General features: G+C 44.0%; 14 protein-coding genes and 1 other RNA gene. All 15 read left to right on the top strand.

The genetic code is table 11. The features are described from left to right. The first annotated feature begins 84 nt into the window (after positions 1–84). The 15 genes from rnpB (at position 85) to ftsZ (ending at position 16,905) form a co-directional block, all read left to right on the top strand. Positions 85–473, top strand: an RNA gene (rnpB, locus tag C9J38_RS07480) — RNase P RNA component class A. A 266-nt stretch (positions 474–739) separates the two neighbouring features. Further along, positions 740–1,198 (top strand): division/cell wall cluster transcriptional repressor MraZ, encoded by a 459-nt coding sequence (gene mraZ / locus C9J38_RS07485; RefSeq protein ID WP_107206546.1) that lies wholly within the window; start codon positions 740–742, stop codon positions 1,196–1,198. Between the two features lie 14 nt (positions 1,199–1,212). After that, on the top strand, positions 1,213–2,160 hold the full coding sequence (gene rsmH, locus C9J38_RS07490; RefSeq protein WP_045083943.1) for a 16S rRNA (cytosine(1402)-N(4))-methyltransferase RsmH: 948 nt from the start codon (positions 1,213–1,215) through the stop codon (positions 2,158–2,160). After that, complete coding sequence (gene ftsL, locus C9J38_RS07495) at positions 2,157–2,477, top strand: cell division protein FtsL (RefSeq protein WP_045083944.1); 321 nt, start codon at positions 2,157–2,159, stop codon at positions 2,475–2,477. The genes rsmH and ftsL overlap by 4 nt, the downstream gene beginning before the upstream one ends. Before the next feature lie 2 nt (positions 2,478–2,479). Continuing rightward, positions 2,480–4,237 carry a penicillin-binding transpeptidase domain-containing protein gene (locus C9J38_RS07500; protein ID WP_107206547.1) on the top strand — a complete coding sequence of 586 codons (1,758 nt, stop codon included), beginning with the start codon at positions 2,480–2,482 and terminating at the stop codon, positions 4,235–4,237. Between the two features lie 3 nt (positions 4,238–4,240). Further along, on the top strand, positions 4,241–5,758 hold the full coding sequence (gene murE / locus C9J38_RS07505; protein WP_107206548.1) for a UDP-N-acetylmuramoyl-L-alanyl-D-glutamate--2,6-diaminopimelate ligase: 1,518 nt from the start codon (positions 4,241–4,243) through the stop codon (positions 5,756–5,758). Continuing rightward, positions 5,755–7,137 carry a UDP-N-acetylmuramoyl-tripeptide--D-alanyl-D-alanine ligase gene (gene murF / locus C9J38_RS07510; protein WP_107206549.1) on the top strand — a complete coding sequence of 461 codons (1,383 nt, stop codon included), beginning with the start codon at positions 5,755–5,757 and terminating at the stop codon, positions 7,135–7,137. The genes murE and murF overlap by 4 nt, the downstream gene beginning before the upstream one ends. Beyond that, on the top strand, positions 7,137–8,219 hold the full coding sequence (mraY, locus tag C9J38_RS07515; protein WP_107206550.1) for a phospho-N-acetylmuramoyl-pentapeptide-transferase: 1,083 nt from the start codon (positions 7,137–7,139) through the stop codon (positions 8,217–8,219). The genes murF and mraY overlap by 1 nt, the downstream gene beginning before the upstream one ends. A gap of 2 nt (positions 8,220–8,221) precedes the next feature. Beyond that, positions 8,222–9,562 (top strand): UDP-N-acetylmuramoyl-L-alanine--D-glutamate ligase, encoded by a 1,341-nt coding sequence (gene murD / locus C9J38_RS07520; protein ID WP_107206551.1) that lies wholly within the window; start codon positions 8,222–8,224, stop codon positions 9,560–9,562. Continuing rightward, positions 9,562–10,872 carry a cell division protein FtsW gene (ftsW, locus tag C9J38_RS07525; RefSeq protein WP_107206552.1) on the top strand — a complete coding sequence of 437 codons (1,311 nt, stop codon included), beginning with the start codon at positions 9,562–9,564 and terminating at the stop codon, positions 10,870–10,872. The genes murD and ftsW overlap by 1 nt, the downstream gene beginning before the upstream one ends. Continuing rightward, positions 10,859–11,923 (top strand): undecaprenyldiphospho-muramoylpentapeptide beta-N-acetylglucosaminyltransferase, encoded by a 1,065-nt coding sequence (gene murG / locus C9J38_RS07530; RefSeq protein WP_107206553.1) that lies wholly within the window; start codon positions 10,859–10,861, stop codon positions 11,921–11,923. Before ftsW ends, murG begins: the two co-directional genes overlap by 14 nt. 15 nt (positions 11,924–11,938) lie before the next feature. Next, positions 11,939–13,402, top strand: coding sequence for a UDP-N-acetylmuramate--L-alanine ligase (gene murC, locus C9J38_RS07535; protein WP_107206554.1), 1,464 nt, complete (start codon positions 11,939–11,941; stop codon positions 13,400–13,402). 273 nt (positions 13,403–13,675) lie between these two features. Then, complete coding sequence (locus C9J38_RS07540) at positions 13,676–14,461, top strand: cell division protein FtsQ/DivIB (protein WP_107206555.1); 786 nt, start codon at positions 13,676–13,678, stop codon at positions 14,459–14,461. Positions 14,462–14,473: 12 nt separating this feature from the next. Next, complete coding sequence (gene ftsA / locus C9J38_RS07545; RefSeq protein WP_005371239.1) at positions 14,474–15,730, top strand: cell division protein FtsA; 1,257 nt, start codon at positions 14,474–14,476, stop codon at positions 15,728–15,730. Positions 15,731–15,762: 32 nt separating this feature from the next. Beyond that, positions 15,763–16,905 carry a cell division protein FtsZ gene (gene ftsZ / locus C9J38_RS07550; protein ID WP_005371240.1) on the top strand — a complete coding sequence of 381 codons (1,143 nt, stop codon included), beginning with the start codon at positions 15,763–15,765 and terminating at the stop codon, positions 16,903–16,905. The last annotated feature ends 12 nt before the right edge of the window (positions 16,906–16,917 follow it).

The following is a 16,917-nucleotide window of genomic DNA, read 5'->3' on the forward strand; positions in this document are numbered from 1 at the left end:
TTTTTTGCTGTTTTTTTAGTCAGGCTGTAATTTTGTTTCGTTTTTCGCTAGCAACTGTGATCGTTGTCTTATACAATCCGTGCCGGAGTTGGTCAGGTAATCGCTGCTTCATTGATGTCCTTTGGGAGACTGATGAAGGGGAGGAAAGTCCGGGCTCCACAGGGCAGGGTGCCAGATAACGTCTGGGGGGCGCAAGCCCACGACAAGTGCAGCAGAGAGCAAACCGCCGATGGCCTATTGCTTGCAATAGTGCACAGGTAAGGGTGAAAGGGTGCGGTAAGAGCGCACCGCGCAGCTAGTAATAGTTTGTGGCAGGGTAAACTCCACCCGGAGCAAGACCAAATAGGTCCCTAATGGCGCGGCCCGCGTTGGGGACGGGTAGGTTGCTTGAGTCTGTGAGCGATTGCAGACCTAGACGAATGATTGCCGCCGCGCAAGCGGAACAAAACCCGGCTTATCGACCGACTCCCTACATTTAGAGAAGGTGGTGTTTGGATAACAAACACCACCTTTTTTTCGTCTTATTCCCGCATAAACATAACTTTCGCTTGATGACTACAGAGTATGTTAGAACTCTGTTTGAATTACTGTCAGACGCTTGACATCGTTTTTGTCTCATACGTACACTTTATGGTGGGAATTTGTGGGGAAAAGTGGTGCAGTCGCATTCTCTTTGTTTTTAATTCTGCTAAAGTCGGTTACTACGGCTGATTTTTAGTATCATTGAATGGGCATGTGAATGTTAAGAGGCGCAACGGTTATATCGCTCGATAACAAAGGACGCATTGCGATCCCTAAGCGTTATCGTGCAGAGGTAACAAATCATTGTGACGGCTTATTCGTATGCACTATTGATCACCAGTTTTCTTGCTTGTTGCTCTATCCCATGAATGAATGGGTACACATTGAAGCGAAGTTAGCGACATTATCAAGCCTTCATCCTGCGGAGCGTCGAATTCAACGTTTGTTACTCGGCCACGCTAGTGAATGTGATATGGATGGGCAGGGACGAATTCTACTTCCTGCTACCTTACGACAATACGCGCACTTACAAGATAAGATCATGCTTGTAGGCCAATTCAATAAATTTGAAATTTGGTCTGAATCTTTGTGGCAACAGCAAATTGAACACGATATCAACCTTCAGGCTGAGGATGCGATAGCACAGTCATCGCGCCTTAGTGAGCTTTCACTTTAGCTGAACTTATATTTATGTCTGAACAATTTGAGCACGTTTCCGTTTTACTGAATGAATCTGTAGACGGATTAGCAATTAAACCCGACGGTATTTATATCGATGGTACCTTTGGCCGTGGGGGACACAGTCGCCTTATTCTCTCTCACTTAGGTGAGAATGGTCGTCTATACAGCATTGACCGAGATCCTCAAGCGATTGCTGAAGCTCAGAAGATTGATGATCCTCGCTTCGAAATTATCCATGGCCCATTCTCTGGCATGGAAAAATACATGGAAGAGCGTGATTTAATTGGTCGTGTTGATGGTGTGTTACTGGATTTAGGTGTGTCATCACCGCAATTAGATGATGCAGAACGCGGCTTTAGCTTTATGCGAGATGGCCCGCTTGATATGCGTATGGATCCGACATCGGGTCAGTCAGCTGCTGAATGGTTGGCTGAAGCGGAAGCGGATGATATTGCATGGGTACTAAAAGAGTTTGGTGAAGAGCGCTTTGCCAAGCGTATTGCTCGCGGTATTGTTGAGCACCGTGAAAACCCAGAAAAAGAGCCACTAACACGTACCCGTGAATTAGCGAGCTTAATTGCGGCGGTATCGCCGTTTAAAGATAAGCACAAACACCCAGCAACACGTAGTTTTCAAGCGATTCGTATTTACATTAACAGTGAGTTAGATGAAATTGAAACAGCGCTAAACGGTGCGGTGAATATTTTAGCTCCTGAAGGTCGTTTATCAGTGATCAGTTTCCACTCATTGGAAGATCGTATGGTAAAACGCTTTATTCGTAAACAGAGCAAAGGACCTGAAGTTCCAGCAGGTTTACCGCTTACTGAAGAACAAATTAAAGCTTTAGGTAGCGCTGCACTTAAAACGGTAGGCAAAGCCATCAAACCTTCTCAAGATGAATTAGGGTACAACACACGAGCGCGTAGCTCTGTACTAAGGTTGGCTGAGCGTCTATGAAGCAACCTACAGAATCATCATTGAATCTGGCTCGCCTGATTGGACGTGATCTCGTCACTGTCGGGCTTGTTCCTCTCATTCTTTCTTTTATTATTCTCGCATCAGCATTGTCAGTGGTGTACATCACCCATGACACACGCCAGCAAATTGTGAAACAAGAACAATTGTTAACTGAACGTGAAGGATATGATGTGGAATGGCGAAATCAGATCCTCGAAGAAAATTCGCTTGCAGAGCACAGTCGTATTGAACGATTAGCTGAGACTGAACTCAAAATGCAACGACCATCCGCTGATAGTGAAATTGTTATCCAATAAACATGAAATTATTCAATCGTTCGACGTCGAAAAATAGCGTAACCAAGAAAGCGAAACCATTTATTAAATGGCGCTTTACTGTTGTTTGTATTTTTATCCTGTTAGGATTTTTCGGCTTAATTGCTCGTGCCGCTTATATTCAGGTACTGGAACCGGGTCGCCTTATTCAAGAAGGTGATGCGCGTTCTTTACGTACTAAGTTGATGCCTTCTGCGCGCGGTATTATCTCTGATCGTAACGGTGAACAGCTGGCTGTTAGTGTGCCTGTTCAAGCTGTATTCGCAAACCCTGCAGAAATATTTAAGCATGGTGGCTTAAGTGATGTAGAGCGATGGCATGCATTAGCTGATGTACTGGATCTCGATCGCACTTGGCTATTACATGAATTAGAAACAAAGAAAAATCGCCGCTTTATTTATCTTGCTCGTCAAGTTAGTCCTGCAATGGCAAATTACGTCCATAAATTAAAACTTCCCGGTATTGGCTTAAAAGATGAATCTCGTCGTTTTTACCCTTCAGGTGAAGTTAGTGCACACTTATTAGGTTTTACCGGTATTGATGGCCATGGTCTTGATGGTGTGGAGAAAACCTATGATGGTTGGTTAACGGGTGAGCCGGGTCGACGTACCGTACGTAAAGACCGTTACGGCCGCGTGGTTGAAAATATATCTCAACAAAAGCGTCAACCGGGTAAGCCATTACAGCTCAGTATTGATCAGAGAATTCAGGCTGTCGCGTATCGAGCGGCAAAAGAAGGCGTGATGGATATTCCTGCAACGTCAGTTAGCATCGCTATATCTGATGTGCGTACGGGGGAAATTTTGGCGATGGTTAATGCGCCGTCGTTTAACCCAAATAATCGCAATGATCGTCAACCCTATAAGATGCGTAACCGCGTCATTACCGATACTTTTGAACCGGGCTCTACGGTTAAGCCATTTGTCGTGTATACCGCGATGAAACACGGTATTGCGAATGAACATACCTTAATTGCGATCCCTCAAAGTAAGCATTTCCGTGTTGGTAGTAAGGTTATAACCGATGTTTCACGTGTTGAACCGTTAGCGACGGTACAGCGCATTCTACAAAAATCGAGTAACATCGGGGTGACCAAGTTGTCACTCGCAATGCCTGTTGACTACATCCTTGATACGTATCGTAAAGTCGGTTTTGATGAGCCATCTGGTATTAACTTGATTGGTGAAACAACAGGCCACTTCCCTAACCGTTACCGTTGGTCTGATATTGAACGTGCGACGTTAGCGTACGGTTATGGTTTATCGTTAACACCGATTCAGTTGCTGCATGCTTACACAACGTTGGGTGCGTATGGCATTAAGCGACCACTATCAATACTAAAGACTGAAAGAGTCGTACCGGGTGAGCAAGTGCTCGATCCAGCGATTGTTAAAAAAGTCTTGTTAATGATTGAGTCAGTCACCGATAAAAAAGGTGGTGGCGGTGGTTGGCGTGCAGCAGTTCCTGGTTACCGTGTTGGTGTGAAGACGGGTACCGCGAAAAAAGCGATTGCTGGTGGTTATGGTGATGATTATTTCTCCTATACTGTCGGTGTTGCACCGATCAGTAAACCACGTTTAGCGATCGTCGTTATGGTTAATGAGCCGAAAGGTAAAGTTTTCTATGGCGGTGCTGTTGCTGCGCCAATTCTATCTAAAGTATTAGGCAGCGCTTTACAGATTTTAAATGTGCCGCCAGATGCCGATACGTTACATAAAGTTGATCTGGATAAGGGAGTCTAAATAATGGCATCGTCGAAGAGTGTGATGAAATTAGGGGCGCTGTTATCACCATGGCTTGCAATTGATAAGTTGCCTCTTGAACTTACAGAAAGCCAGATTGACGCGATAACATTAGACAGTAGAGAAGTCACCGCAGGAAGTTTATTTACAGCGGTGAATGGACATACTGTTGACGGTCGTCGATTTATTGATATGGCGATAAAGGCGGGTGCAAGCGCGATTATTGCAGAGGCTGATGGGATCGCTAATGAAGGCGATATAGCACTTAAAGATGGCGTGTATATTGTTTACCTTCAGGATCTTAATCATAAGCTTTCCGCAATTGCTGGACGTTTCTTTGATCATCCCGATCAAAAGCTGGCACTGTATGCCGTCACGGGAACCAATGGTAAAACCACCATCAGTCAATTATTAGCCCAATGGGCGAACCTTGTTGGCTACAAAGCGGGTGTGATGGGGACGACCGGAAATGGTTTGTTGGTTGATTTAAAACCTGCTGCTAATACCACAGGTAGCGCGATTGAAATTCAACAAACCTTAGCTCAACTGGTAGAGCAAGGGGCCGACTTTGCTGCGATGGAGGTTTCATCGCATGGATTGGTTCAAGGTCGTATCCGTGATCTTCATTTCAAAGCGAGCATCTTTACCAATTTAAGTCGTGATCACTTAGATTATCATGGCAACATGCAAAATTATGCTGACGCTAAAAAGTCATTGTTCACTGAACACCAAAGTGGCATTGCGATCATCAATGCAGATGATGCTGTCGGGGCGTCATGGCTTAAAGATATACCGAATGCGGTGGCGGTAGCGATTGATCCACAAGCGGTTGTCAACCATGCAGGGCTAAAGCTGTGGGCAACAGGAGTGCAGTTCAGCACCCAAGGTGTGACCATTGAGTTTGACTCGAGTTGGGGACAAGGTAAGTTTACTGCGCCTTTGGTTGGTTCATTTAATGCCACCAACTTGTTGTTAGCATTAGCCACATTACTCGCGACAAACCATTCAATGGCGGATTTACTTGAAAAAGCCCCCCAATTACAAGCAGTAATTGGACGCATGGAAGTTTTTCAAGACACTGACAAAGCTATGATGGTGGTCGATTATGCTCATACGCCGGATGCGTTAGAGAAAGCATTGCAAGCACTACGTGTGCATTGTGACGGTAAGTTATGGTGTATTTTTGGTTGTGGTGGTGATCGTGATAGCGGTAAACGCCCTATGATGGCTGAAGTTGCCGAGCGCCTTGCAGATCAAATTATTCTGACTGACGATAATCCTCGCAGTGAAGATCCTAAAGATATTGTTGACGATATGCTTGCTGGTCTTATTTCTCCAGAATCCGCGACTATTATTCATGATCGTGAAACGGCTTGTCGTCATGCACTTACTCACGCTTCTTGCCAAGATATTATCTTAGTGGCAGGTAAAGGGCATGAGGATTATCAAATTCTCGCTGATCGCACTATTCATTATTCTGACCGCGAAACGGTAGCTGCATTATTAAAGGAGTTGGCATGATTGACGTTCAACTAAGTCAGCTTGCATCGGCATTAAATGCCGAGTTAATTGGCGCTGATGTTGCAATTGCTGCAGTATCGACAGATACACGTAATATCCCATCAGAAACGTTATTTATCGCGTTAAAAGGTGAGCGTTTTGATGCTCATGATTTTTGTCAAACAGCGAAGGATAATGGTGCAAAAGCGCTGTTGGTAAGTAAGCCCTTACCGGTTGAATTACCACAGTTAGTGGTTAGTGATACACGCATTGCTTTAGGAATGATGGGTGCATGGCTTAAAGCACAAATGACTGAAAAGTATGGCTTAAAGACATTAGCATTAACTGGAAGTTGCGGTAAAACAACGGTAAAAGAAATGTCTGCTGCGATTTTGGCTAATAAAGGTCAAGTCTTAGCAACCGCTGGTAATTTTAATAATGACATTGGTGCGCCACTGACGTTATTGCGTTTAACGCCTGAATATCAATATGCAGTGATTGAGCTTGGTGCTAATCATCAAAATGAAATCTCGTATACCACAAATTTAGTTAAGCCTAATGTAGCGTTGATTAATAATATTGCAGCTGCGCATTTAGAAGGCTTCGGCTCGTTACAAGGTGTAGCAAAAGCCAAAGGTGAAATCTTCGAAGGGTTGTTAGAAAACGGTACTGCGATTATTAATCTCGAATCGAATGATTTAGCGTTATGGCAGCCACTATTAGCAGATCATCAAGTATTAACATTCTCGACAGACTCGCATCAAGCGGATTATTTTGCCGAGAAGATAAAGATTACCACTCAAGGGTTAGCCTGTTTTACAATGTGCACCCCAATCGGCAAGATCGAGATTAATTTAGCACTTGCGGGCATGCATAATGTGTCAAATGCATTAGCTGCTGCGGCGTTAACCGTCTCCTTAGGGGCGACATTAGCTGATGTTAAAGCTGGGCTAGAAACCATGGCGAATGTAAAAGGTCGTCTTGATATTACAGAGCCTCATGCAGGGTTACGTCTGATTGATGATACCTATAACGCCAGTGTTGCTGCGGTAAAAGCTGCGATTGATGTGTTAGCAAGCTTTGAAGGTAAGCGCTACTTCATTTTTGGCGATATGGCTGAACTGGGTGAAGAAAGTGATAATCTACACCGAGAAGTGGGCGAATATGCTCTAGAAAAACAGCTTGATTGTGTGATGACGTTTGGTCACTCAAGCGCTGTGGTTAGTGAGCTCAATCAAGGACAACACTTCAGTGATAAAGATTCGCTAATCATGTCACTGAAACAACAATTACAACAATATTCTCGTCAACCTGATGTTGAGACTGTCACTGTGCTAGTAAAAGGTGCAAGAAGTTCAAAGATGGAAGACGTAATTGCAGCCTTGCAGGAAGATAAATAATGATTTACTGGTTAGCTGAACAATTTCAGTCAACACTCCCTTTTTTCCGATTGTTCGAATACCTAACATTCCGAGCGATCATGAGTATTCTAACAGCATTGCTGTTTTCGTTATGGATGGGGCCTCGGATGATTGCCCGTTTGCAAATGTTGCAAATTGGTCAAGTCGTACGTAATGAAGGGCCTGAATCACACTTTAGCAAGCGTGGTACTCCAACGATGGGCGGCATCATGATTCTAGCAGCAATAACGTTTACTGTATTGCTTTGGTGTGACTTAACTAACCCTTATGTCTGGGCTGTATTGGTTGTCATGTTGGGTTATGGTGCAGTCGGTTTTGTTGATGATTACCGTAAAGTTGTTCGTAAAAACACGGACGGTTTGATTGCGCGCTGGAAGTACTTCTGGCAATCGGCGATTGCACTTGTTGTCGCATTTGCACTATATGCATACGGTAAAGACACGGCTGCGACTCAGCTTGTGGTGCCTTTCTTTAAAGATGTCATGCCACAGCTTGGTTTGTTCTACATCGTTATGACTTACTTTGTGATTGTCGGTACCAGTAACGCCGTTAACTTAACTGATGGTCTTGATGGCTTGGCGATCATGCCGACCGTCATGGTATCGGCAGGCCTGGCTTTTATTGCATGGGCAACAGGTAACTTTAACTACGCCGAATATCTTCATATTCCGTATATCAAAGATGCTGGCGAGCTAGTGATTGTATGTACTGCTATCGTTGGTGCCGGTCTTGGTTTCTTATGGTTTAACACTTACCCAGCCCAAGTCTTTATGGGCGATGTGGGCTCATTAGCACTGGGTGGCGCACTGGGTACGATTGCTGTGCTTGTTCGCCAAGAGCTACTACTTGTGATCATGGGTGGTGTGTTTGTAATGGAAACCGTATCGGTAATTCTACAAGTAGGATCATACAAACTACGTGGCCAACGTATCTTCCGTATGGCGCCTATCCATCACCATTACGAATTAAAAGGCTGGCCAGAGCCACGTGTTATTGTGCGCTTTTGGATTATTACACTGATGTTGGTATTGATTGCGTTAGCAACGCTTAAGGTTCGTTAAAAATGAAAGGCTTGGCTGGTGTGAATACGATCGTTGTTATCGGTCTAGGTATGACAGGGTTATCTGTTGTCAATCATTTAATGCGTCTACCACAGTCACTGACCATTAAAGTCATTGATACTCGTGACAATCCGCCCGGCCAAGATCAATTGCCAGATTCTGTTGAGCTATGTAGCGGTCAATGGAATAGTGAATGGTTATTGTCTGCGGATTTGATCGTTACAAGCCCTGGTATTGCACTAGCAACGCCAGAGCTTGTCGTTGCAGCTGAAGCCGGTGTTGAAATTGTTGGTGACATTGAGCTGTTTGCGCGTGAAGTTGATAAACCTGTTGTGGCAATTACTGGCTCAAATGGTAAGAGTACCGTAACGAGCTTAGTCGGTGAAATGGCGAAAGAAGCCGGTATTGATGTCGGTGTTGGCGGTAATATTGGCTTTGCAGCCCTTGATATGCTGGCGCAACAACATGCACTTTATGTATTAGAGCTTTCGAGCTTCCAGTTAGAAACGACGACTTCTCTTGAGTTAACAGCCGCTGTTTACTTAAATCTTTCAGAAGATCACATGGATCGCTACCCTGGCGGTTTAGCACAATATAGCCAAGCAAAGATGCGTATTTTTGATCACGCAAAGCTGACTGTTTTCAATCGTGATGATTTAGCAACCAAACCGACTCAATTTAGTGGTGCAATGACAAGCTTTGGTTTTGATGATCAAGACTATGGCATTGTCTTCGTGAATGGCAAAGAGTGGCTAGCGGTGAACGGTGAAGCTGTAATGGCTGTGGCTGATATTGCTTTAGTTGGCCGCCACAATGTTGCCAACTGTTTAGCAGCACTTGCACTTGCTGATGCGGCAGGGATCCCGCGTGATGCAGCATGTCGTGCAATGCAACGTTATACCGGCCTTGCGCATCGTTGCCAACTTGCGGTTAATCGTCATGGTGTTCGATGGGTTAATGATTCAAAAGCCACGAATCTTGCAAGCACGTTAGCTGCGCTGAATGGTTTGCAACTTGAGGGCAAATTGCATCTATTGATGGGCGGCGATAGTAAAGGAGCCGAGTTCAGTGAACTAAAACCGGTTTTAGCTGACTTAAACGTACAGTTGTATAGCTTTGGTCGTGATCGACACTTATTTAACGATGTTGTTGATAACGCCATCAGTGTTGAAACCATGAGTGAAGCTATGGTCTGTATTAGCCGCACCGTTCAATCTGGAGATATGGTTTTATTATCGCCTGCTTGTGCTAGTTGGGATCAATTTGCCAACTTCATGGCACGTGGTGATGCTTTTGTTGAACAAGCGATTCAGTTACAAGATTCGGTTTCAGGAAATATTTGATGTTAAAAATGATCCGTAATGGATTTGCCGCTGTGGGGGGCTGGTTTATTAAGCCTAGTAAGCCCTGTTTGTATGACCGCCAATTGGTTTGGATCGCTATTGCATTGATGATCACAGGCCTGGTGATGGTGACATCGGCTTCTATTCCTGTTGCGACACGCCTTACAGGTATTCCATTTTATTTTGCCTATCGTCATGCGTTTTTTCTTTGTGGTGCAATTTTTATTGCTGCCATTGTATTGCAAATACCATTAGCTAAATGGAAGCAATATAGTTTCCCGATGTTGTTGGTATCCATAATTTTACTTGCAGTTGTGTTAATCATTGGTCGTTCAGTTAATGGTGCTGCACGTTGGATCCCATTAGGCATATTTAACCTTCAGCCTGCCGAGGTTGCCAAGCTCTCTTTATTCATATTTCTTGCAGGTTACCTCGTCAGACAATATAACCAAGTGCGCGGTAGCTTCATTGGCTTCTTAAAACCGCTTGCCGTCTTGGGGATTCTTTGTGTGCTATTGCTGATGCAGCCCGATTTAGGTTCATCGGTAGTAATGTTCGTTACCACTATCGGTATGCTATTTATCGCTGGTGCAAAACTTTGGCAATTTTTGATGATGCTAGGTACCGCTCTTGTGGGTATTGCCTTTCTGATCGTTTTAGAACCCTATCGTATGCGCCGCGTAACGTCATTTCTTAACCCATGGCAAGATCCTTACGGTAGTGGTTATCAGCTCACTCAGTCATTAATGGCATTTGGTCGTGGTGAATGGTTTGGACAAGGCTTAGGTAATTCAATTCAAAAGTTGGCTTATCTTCCTGAAGCGCACACAGACTTTGTATTTGCGGTATTAGCTGAAGAGTTAGGCTTAGCTGGCGTTATTGTTGTACTGTGTTTACTGTTTGCGCTGGTTTACAAGGCCTTAATGATTGGTCGTAAATGTCTTGAAAGTGGTTTGCTGTTTGGTGGATTTCTGGCATTTGGCTTTGGCTTTTGGTTTGCATTCCAAACCCTTGTTAACGTTGGTGCTGCTGCAGGTATTGTTCCAACTAAAGGTCTAACGCTACCACTTATCAGTTACGGTGGTTCCAGTTTATTTATTATGGCAGCTGCGGTTGCCATTCTGATTCGTATTGATTTTGAGCAGCGCGTCGCGGAGAAATTTGAGTCAGCAGAGCCGGCTGAAATTGATGATGAAGCGCTTGATAATATGGACGGAGCGGTGCAGCAAGTTGCTATCGATCCTGAGGCTTTACTTAGTGAGCCTACTCAATTAAATAATGATAAAAAAGACGCTCATGGCAAAGAATAAACGTTTATTAGTAATGGCGGGTGGTACTGGCGGTCATGTTTTTCCTGGTCTTGCTGTTGCACAAAAATTGCAACAACAGGGGTGGGAGATCCGCTGGTTAGGTACCGCAGATCGTATGGAAGCCGATTTAGTGCCTAAGCATGGCATTGAAATCGATTTCATCAAAGTGAAAGGGTTACGTGGTCAAGGTGTACTGCGTTTACTGACTGCACCATTTAAGATTGTGGGGGCTATTTTACAAGCCCGTAAATATATTAAAGCATGGCAGCCTGATGTTGTACTTGGCATGGGAGGTTATGTTAGCGGTCCTGGCGGTGTTGCGGCTTGGTTATCAGGTGTTCCTGTTGTATTGCATGAGCAAAATGCCGTAGCAGGTTTAACGAATCAGTGGCTGTCAAAAATTGCCGCTAAAGTACTACAAGCATTTCCAGGAGCATTTCCAAATAAAGACGTTGTGGGCAATCCTGTTCGCCATGATGTGACAGTTCTACCAGCTCCTGCAGAACGATTTTCAGAGCGTACAGGGCCGATTCGTATTTTGGTGATGGGCGGCAGTCAGGGTGCACGTATTTTGAACCAAACCATGCCTGAAGTGGCAAAGGTGTTAGGCGATAGCGTTACCATTTGGCACCAAGCAGGTAAAGGTAGCCAGCAATCAACAGAACAAGCTTATAACGAACAAACCACCACACCTCACAAAGTTACTGAGTTTATTGATGATGTTGCTGCCGCTTATAGTTGGGCTGATTTAGTGGTTTGTCGCTCTGGGGCGCTAACAGTTTCTGAATTGTCTGCTGCCGGTGTTGGTGCCATCTTTATTCCATTTATGCACAAAGATCGTCAACAAGCACTCAATGCCGATCATTTGGTGCAATGTGGCGCTGCAAAAATGATTGAGCAAATGGATTTGACGGCGTCAAGTTTAGCGAATGAAATTCAACAATTAGATCGTCATACGCTTGAAACAATGGCGTGTGCTGCACGAGAAGCTGCTATTATCGATGCCGATGAACGAGTAGCTAACGTGATTAAATCACTAGTAAAAAATTAATACGGGAACAAAGTGATGAATAAACTGGATAACCAGCAATTAGCAAAAATTCGTACAATGGTGCCAGAGATGCGCCGTGTTGAGCGAATTCACTTTGTTGGCATTGGTGGTGCAGGTATGAGCGGTATTGCTGAAGTACTTGTAAACGAAGGCTACCGTATTAGTGGTTCTGACATTGCGCCGAATGCTGTAACAAACCGTTTGACAGCGAAAGGTGCAGAGATCTTTTTTGGTCATTCAGCTGAAAATATTCAAGGTGCTAGCGTTGTTGTTGCTTCTACGGCAATTAGCAAAGAAAACCCTGAGCTGATGGCGGCGACTGAATTGCGAATTCCTGTTGTACGCCGTGCTGAAATGTTAGCAGAACTAATGCGCTATCGTCATGGTATCGCTATTGCTGGTACGCACGGTAAGACAACAACGACAGCATTAACGACACAGATTTATTCTGAAGCTGGCTTAGATCCAACGTTTGTTAATGGTGGCTTAGTAAAAAGTGCAGGTACTAATGCACGTTTAGGTTGCAGTCGTTATTTAATCGCAGAAGCAGATGAAAGTGATGCCTCTTTCTTGCATCTTCAACCTATGGTGTGTGTGGTCACTAACATTGAAGCTGATCATATGGATACTTATGGCGGCGATTTTGAAGTATTAAAGCAAACCTTCATTGATTTCCTACATAACCTACCATTTTACGGGTTGGCGGTAATGTGTATTGATGATCCTGTGGTACGTGAATTACTGCCGCGTGTGGGTCGTCCAATGCTAACTTATGGTTTTGCAGAAGACGCAGGTGTTCGCATTACAAATTATACGCAAACAGGACAGCAAGGTCATTTCACTGTATTACGCAAAGATAAACCAGCGCTTAATATCACCTTAAATATACCCGGTAAGCATAATGCTTTAAATGCAACGGCAGCGATTGCTGTTGCTACAGAAGAAGGCGTTGATGATGATGCTATCATGCGCGCGTTAATTGAGTTTGAGGGGACGGGTCGACGTTTTGATCATTTAGGGGAGTTTGAAACGGGCAATGGTAACGTAATGCTGGTGGATGATTATGGTCATCACCCAAGCGAAGTGGATGTAACGATTCAAGCTGCACGTGCTGGGTGGGCGGATAAACGCTTAGTGATGATTTTCCAGCCTCACCGTTATAGTCGTACTCGTGATCTCTATGATGATTTTGCAAACGTCCTCGATCAAGTGGATGTATTAGTGATGCTTGATGTTTATTCTGCTGGTGAAGCACCTATTGCTGGAGCTGATGGTCGAGCGTTATGTCGTACTATTCGCTCTCGTGGCAAAATTGATCCTATTTTCGTACCTGAAGCCGAAGAGTTGCCAGCCATTCTTGCAAATATTATTCAAAATGATGATTTAGTTTTGACACAAGGTGCAGGTGATGTCGGCAAAATAGCGCGTCAGCTAGCAGAAATGAAGTTGAATATCGAGACGATGAAAAAAGACGTATAAATTAGTATATGGCAACATGTATACGTCGAAAATGATAATAGCTGGCTATAGATTGTGTAGACAATAGCCAGTTATTTTGTTTTTTTCGATATTTTGGTAGATATATACAAAATTATTCTCAGGTTGTGTACATAAAACGCCTCATGAGTGTTGGAGTGGGTCGAGTTGCTCGGTATAATCGTTTAACTTTGCTTATAACATCTGAGATAGCTGTCAGCTAATTTATACCTATATGGTAAGGTGAAGCTGAATGAGTAAAGCGAAGAGTAAACAATGACTGAAGAAGTCGTAGACCAAGAGTATATACACCCATCGCCAAAAAAGTGGTCGCGCTGGGGTGGATTGGCGTTTTTCCTCTTTGTCATTGGTTTTACGGTTTGGTTATTCAGTGCAACAAAAAGCTGGATGACAGATACTAACCGACTGCCCTTGTCACAATTAGTGATTCAAGGACAATTGCATTATCTAACCAAAGACAATGTACGCCAGACGATATTAACAATTGATCATCTTGGTACTTTCATGACCCAAGATGTTAATACTATTCAGGCTCATGTAGAGGCACTGCCGTGGGTTGCTCATGCTGCAGTACGAAAACAATGGCCTGATACGATCAAAGTTTTCATTGTAGAAAACCAACCAGTAGCGCAATGGGATCATAAATATTTGGTTAATAAAGAGGGCCAAGTATTTAAAGCGCCTGCTGAGCAAGTTGCAGATTTAAACCTTACTAACCTCTCTGGCCCTGAGGCTAGCAGTGAAGAAGTATTAGCTGCATTGCGAGAAATGCGTCCCTTACTGAAGAACGCTGGCTTAAGTATCGCGTCGTTATCATTAAATGAACGTCGAGCTTGGCGAATCTTATTAGCCAATGGCATTACGCTTGACTTGGGCCGAGAGGCTCGAATGGAGCGTCTTAAGCGTTTTATCGAAATTTATCCAGAATTAGTAAAACTGAATAAACCGATAAAATATGTGGATTTGCGTTATGATACTGGCGCAGCTGTGGGTTGGAAAACAATACCGGAACATGATGCTCATGTATCGGATACCAAATAAGAGCGTGTGTTAATGACTAAGGCTGCAGATCAAAAACTTATCGTAGGTCTTGATATCGGCACATCCGAAGTTACGGCTTTGGTTGGGGAAGTGCTGCCCGATAACACGGTGAATGTTATCGGAATGGGAAGCAGTCCGTCACGCGGAATGGACAAAGGCGGGGTCAATGACCTTGAATCTGTTGTTAAATCAGTACAACGAGCCGTTGATAAAGCTGAATTAATGGCTGAATGCCAAATCAGTTCCGTGTACTTGTCGTTATCAGGTAAACATATTAGTTGCCAAACAGAAAAAGGCATGGTGCCAATTTCTGAAAAAGAAGTGACACAAGACGACGTCGATAATGTTATTCATACGGCGAAGTCAGTAAAATTAAGCGATGAACAACGAACTTTACATGTAATTCCTCAGGAGTTTGCTATTGATTATCAAGAGGGGATTAAAAACCCTGTTGGTTTATCAGGAGTTCGTATGGAAGCCAGTGTTCATTTGATCACGTGTCACAATGACATGGCGAAAAACATCGTTAAAGCAGTAGAGCGTTGTGACTTGAAAGTTGATCATCTGATTTTTTCAGGATTAGCATCAAGCTATGCTGTACTGACACCGGATGAGCGAGAGCTCGGCGTATGTGTTGTCGATATCGGCGGCGGTACGATGGATCTTGCTATTTGGTCTGGTGGTGCATTACGACATGCGGCAGTAATTCCGTATGCGGGTAATGTAGTAACCAGTGATATTGCTTATGCATTTGGTACACCGCCGGGTGACGCTGAAGATATTAAAGTGAAATACGGCTGTGCGCTGAGTGAATTGGTGAGTAAAGATGCTAAGGTTGATGTCCCAAGTGTTGGAGGTCGACCATCTCGTAGCTTACAAAGCCAAACACTAGCAGAAGTGATAGAGCCTCGTTACAGCGAATTGCTGGGGCTGGTTAATCAAAAGCTGTTAACAGTACAAGAACAGTTGCGTGAAGCGGGTGTTAAACACCACTTAGCTGCGGGCATCGTCCTAACCGGGGGCGCTGCACAAATGGAAGGTTTGACAGAATGTGCAGAACGGGTGTTCCGTCACCAAGTGCGTATTGGCCAACCTTTAGAGTTAAGTGGTTTAACTGACTATGTTCAGGCCCCAACTTATGCAACTGCAGTAGGCTTACTGCATTACGGAAAGGACAGTCAATCATTTGATGAAAATGAATTAGAACCGAAACGTTCAGTTACTGGTTTATTTTCACGAATTAGTGGTTGGTTAAAAAAAGAATTTTAAACCTGATGCGAACAGGATAACGGAGAGAACACATGTTTGAACCGATGATGGAAATGTCTGATGAAGCGGTAATTAAGGTCATTGGCGTTGGCGGCGGCGGCGGTAATGCTGTCGATCACATGGTACGTGAATCTATCGAAGGCGTGCAGTTCATTAGTGTTAACACTGATGCACAAGCACTACGTAAAACAAGCGTAAGTACAGTTATTCAAATCGGTGGTGATATCACTAAAGGTTTGGGTGCGGGTGCTAACCCACAAGTAGGTCGTGATTCTGCACTAGAAGACCGTGAAGCAATCAAAAAAGAGCTAGAAGGCTCTGATATGATCTTCATTGCTGCTGGTATGGGTGGTGGTACTGGTACAGGTGCTGCTCCAATCATTGCTGAAGTGGCAAAAGAGCTAGGTATTCTTACTGTTGCGGTGGTGACTAAACCATTTAGCTTCGAAGGTAAGAAGCGTATGGCTTTTGCTGAGCAAGGTATCGATGAGCTTTCTAAGCATGTTGATTCATTGATTACGATTCCAAACGAAAAGCTACTAAAAGTACTTGGTCGTGGAATCACATTGCTTGACGCTTTTGCTAAAGCAAACGACGTGCTTAAGAACGCTGTTCAAGGTATTGCTGAGCTAATCACACGCCCTGGTATGATCAACGTCGACTTTGCTGACGTACGTACAGTAATGTCTGAAATGGGTCATGCGATGATGGGTAGCGGTGTTGCTTCTGGCGACGACCGTGCTGAAGAAGCGGCTGAAATGGCAATTTCTAGTCCATTACTAGAAGATATCGATCTAGCTGGTGCACGTGGTGTTCTTGTTAACATCACTGCAGGTATGGACATGCGTCTAGACGAATTCGAAACTGTGGGTAACACAGTGAAAGCATTCGCTTCTGATAACGCAACGGTTGTTATCGGTACATCTTTAGATCCAGATATGACTGATGAACTACGTGTAACAGTTGTTGCTACAGGTATTGGTAAAGAAGTGAAAGCGGATATTACGCTAGTGACTTCATCTAAGCCTGTTCAAGCGACAGTAGCACAAGAAAAAACAGTTGTTGCTGAAGAAAAGACAGTAACTAATAATGATGGTCAAGCGACGGCAGCTAAGCCACAAGCTGATCATGATTACTTAGATATTCCTGCATTTTTGCGTAAACAAGCTGACTAATATCTATAGTTA

This window comes from Photobacterium sp. GB-210, from assembly GCF_003026075.1.
Taxonomy (GTDB): Bacteria; Pseudomonadota; Gammaproteobacteria; order Enterobacterales; family Vibrionaceae; genus Photobacterium.

Bases quoted from the DNA above. Each gene is read 5' to 3' on its own strand.
- mraZ (WP_107206546.1), top strand. From the start codon at position 740: ATGTTAAGAGGCGCAACGGTTATATCGCTCGATAACAAAGGACGCATT.
- rsmH (WP_045083943.1), top strand. From the start codon at position 1,213: ATGTCTGAACAATTTGAGCACGTTTCCGTTTTACTGAATGAATCTGTA.
- ftsL (WP_045083944.1), top strand. From the start codon at position 2,157: ATGAAGCAACCTACAGAATCATCATTGAATCTGGCTCGCCTGATTGGA.
- C9J38_RS07500 (WP_107206547.1), top strand. From the start codon at position 2,480: ATGAAATTATTCAATCGTTCGACGTCGAAAAATAGCGTAACCAAGAAA.
- murE (WP_107206548.1), top strand. From the start codon at position 4,241: ATGGCATCGTCGAAGAGTGTGATGAAATTAGGGGCGCTGTTATCACCA.
- murF (WP_107206549.1), top strand. From the start codon at position 5,755: ATGATTGACGTTCAACTAAGTCAGCTTGCATCGGCATTAAATGCCGAG.
- mraY (WP_107206550.1), top strand. From the start codon at position 7,137: ATGATTTACTGGTTAGCTGAACAATTTCAGTCAACACTCCCTTTTTTC.
- murD (WP_107206551.1), top strand. From the start codon at position 8,222: ATGAAAGGCTTGGCTGGTGTGAATACGATCGTTGTTATCGGTCTAGGT.
- ftsW (WP_107206552.1), top strand. From the start codon at position 9,562: ATGTTAAAAATGATCCGTAATGGATTTGCCGCTGTGGGGGGCTGGTTT.
- murG (WP_107206553.1), top strand. From the start codon at position 10,859: ATGGCAAAGAATAAACGTTTATTAGTAATGGCGGGTGGTACTGGCGGT.
- murC (WP_107206554.1), top strand. From the start codon at position 11,939: ATGAATAAACTGGATAACCAGCAATTAGCAAAAATTCGTACAATGGTG.
- C9J38_RS07540 (WP_107206555.1), top strand. From the start codon at position 13,676: ATGACTGAAGAAGTCGTAGACCAAGAGTATATACACCCATCGCCAAAA.
- ftsA (WP_005371239.1), top strand. From the start codon at position 14,474: ATGACTAAGGCTGCAGATCAAAAACTTATCGTAGGTCTTGATATCGGC.
- ftsZ (WP_005371240.1), top strand. From the start codon at position 15,763: ATGTTTGAACCGATGATGGAAATGTCTGATGAAGCGGTAATTAAGGTC.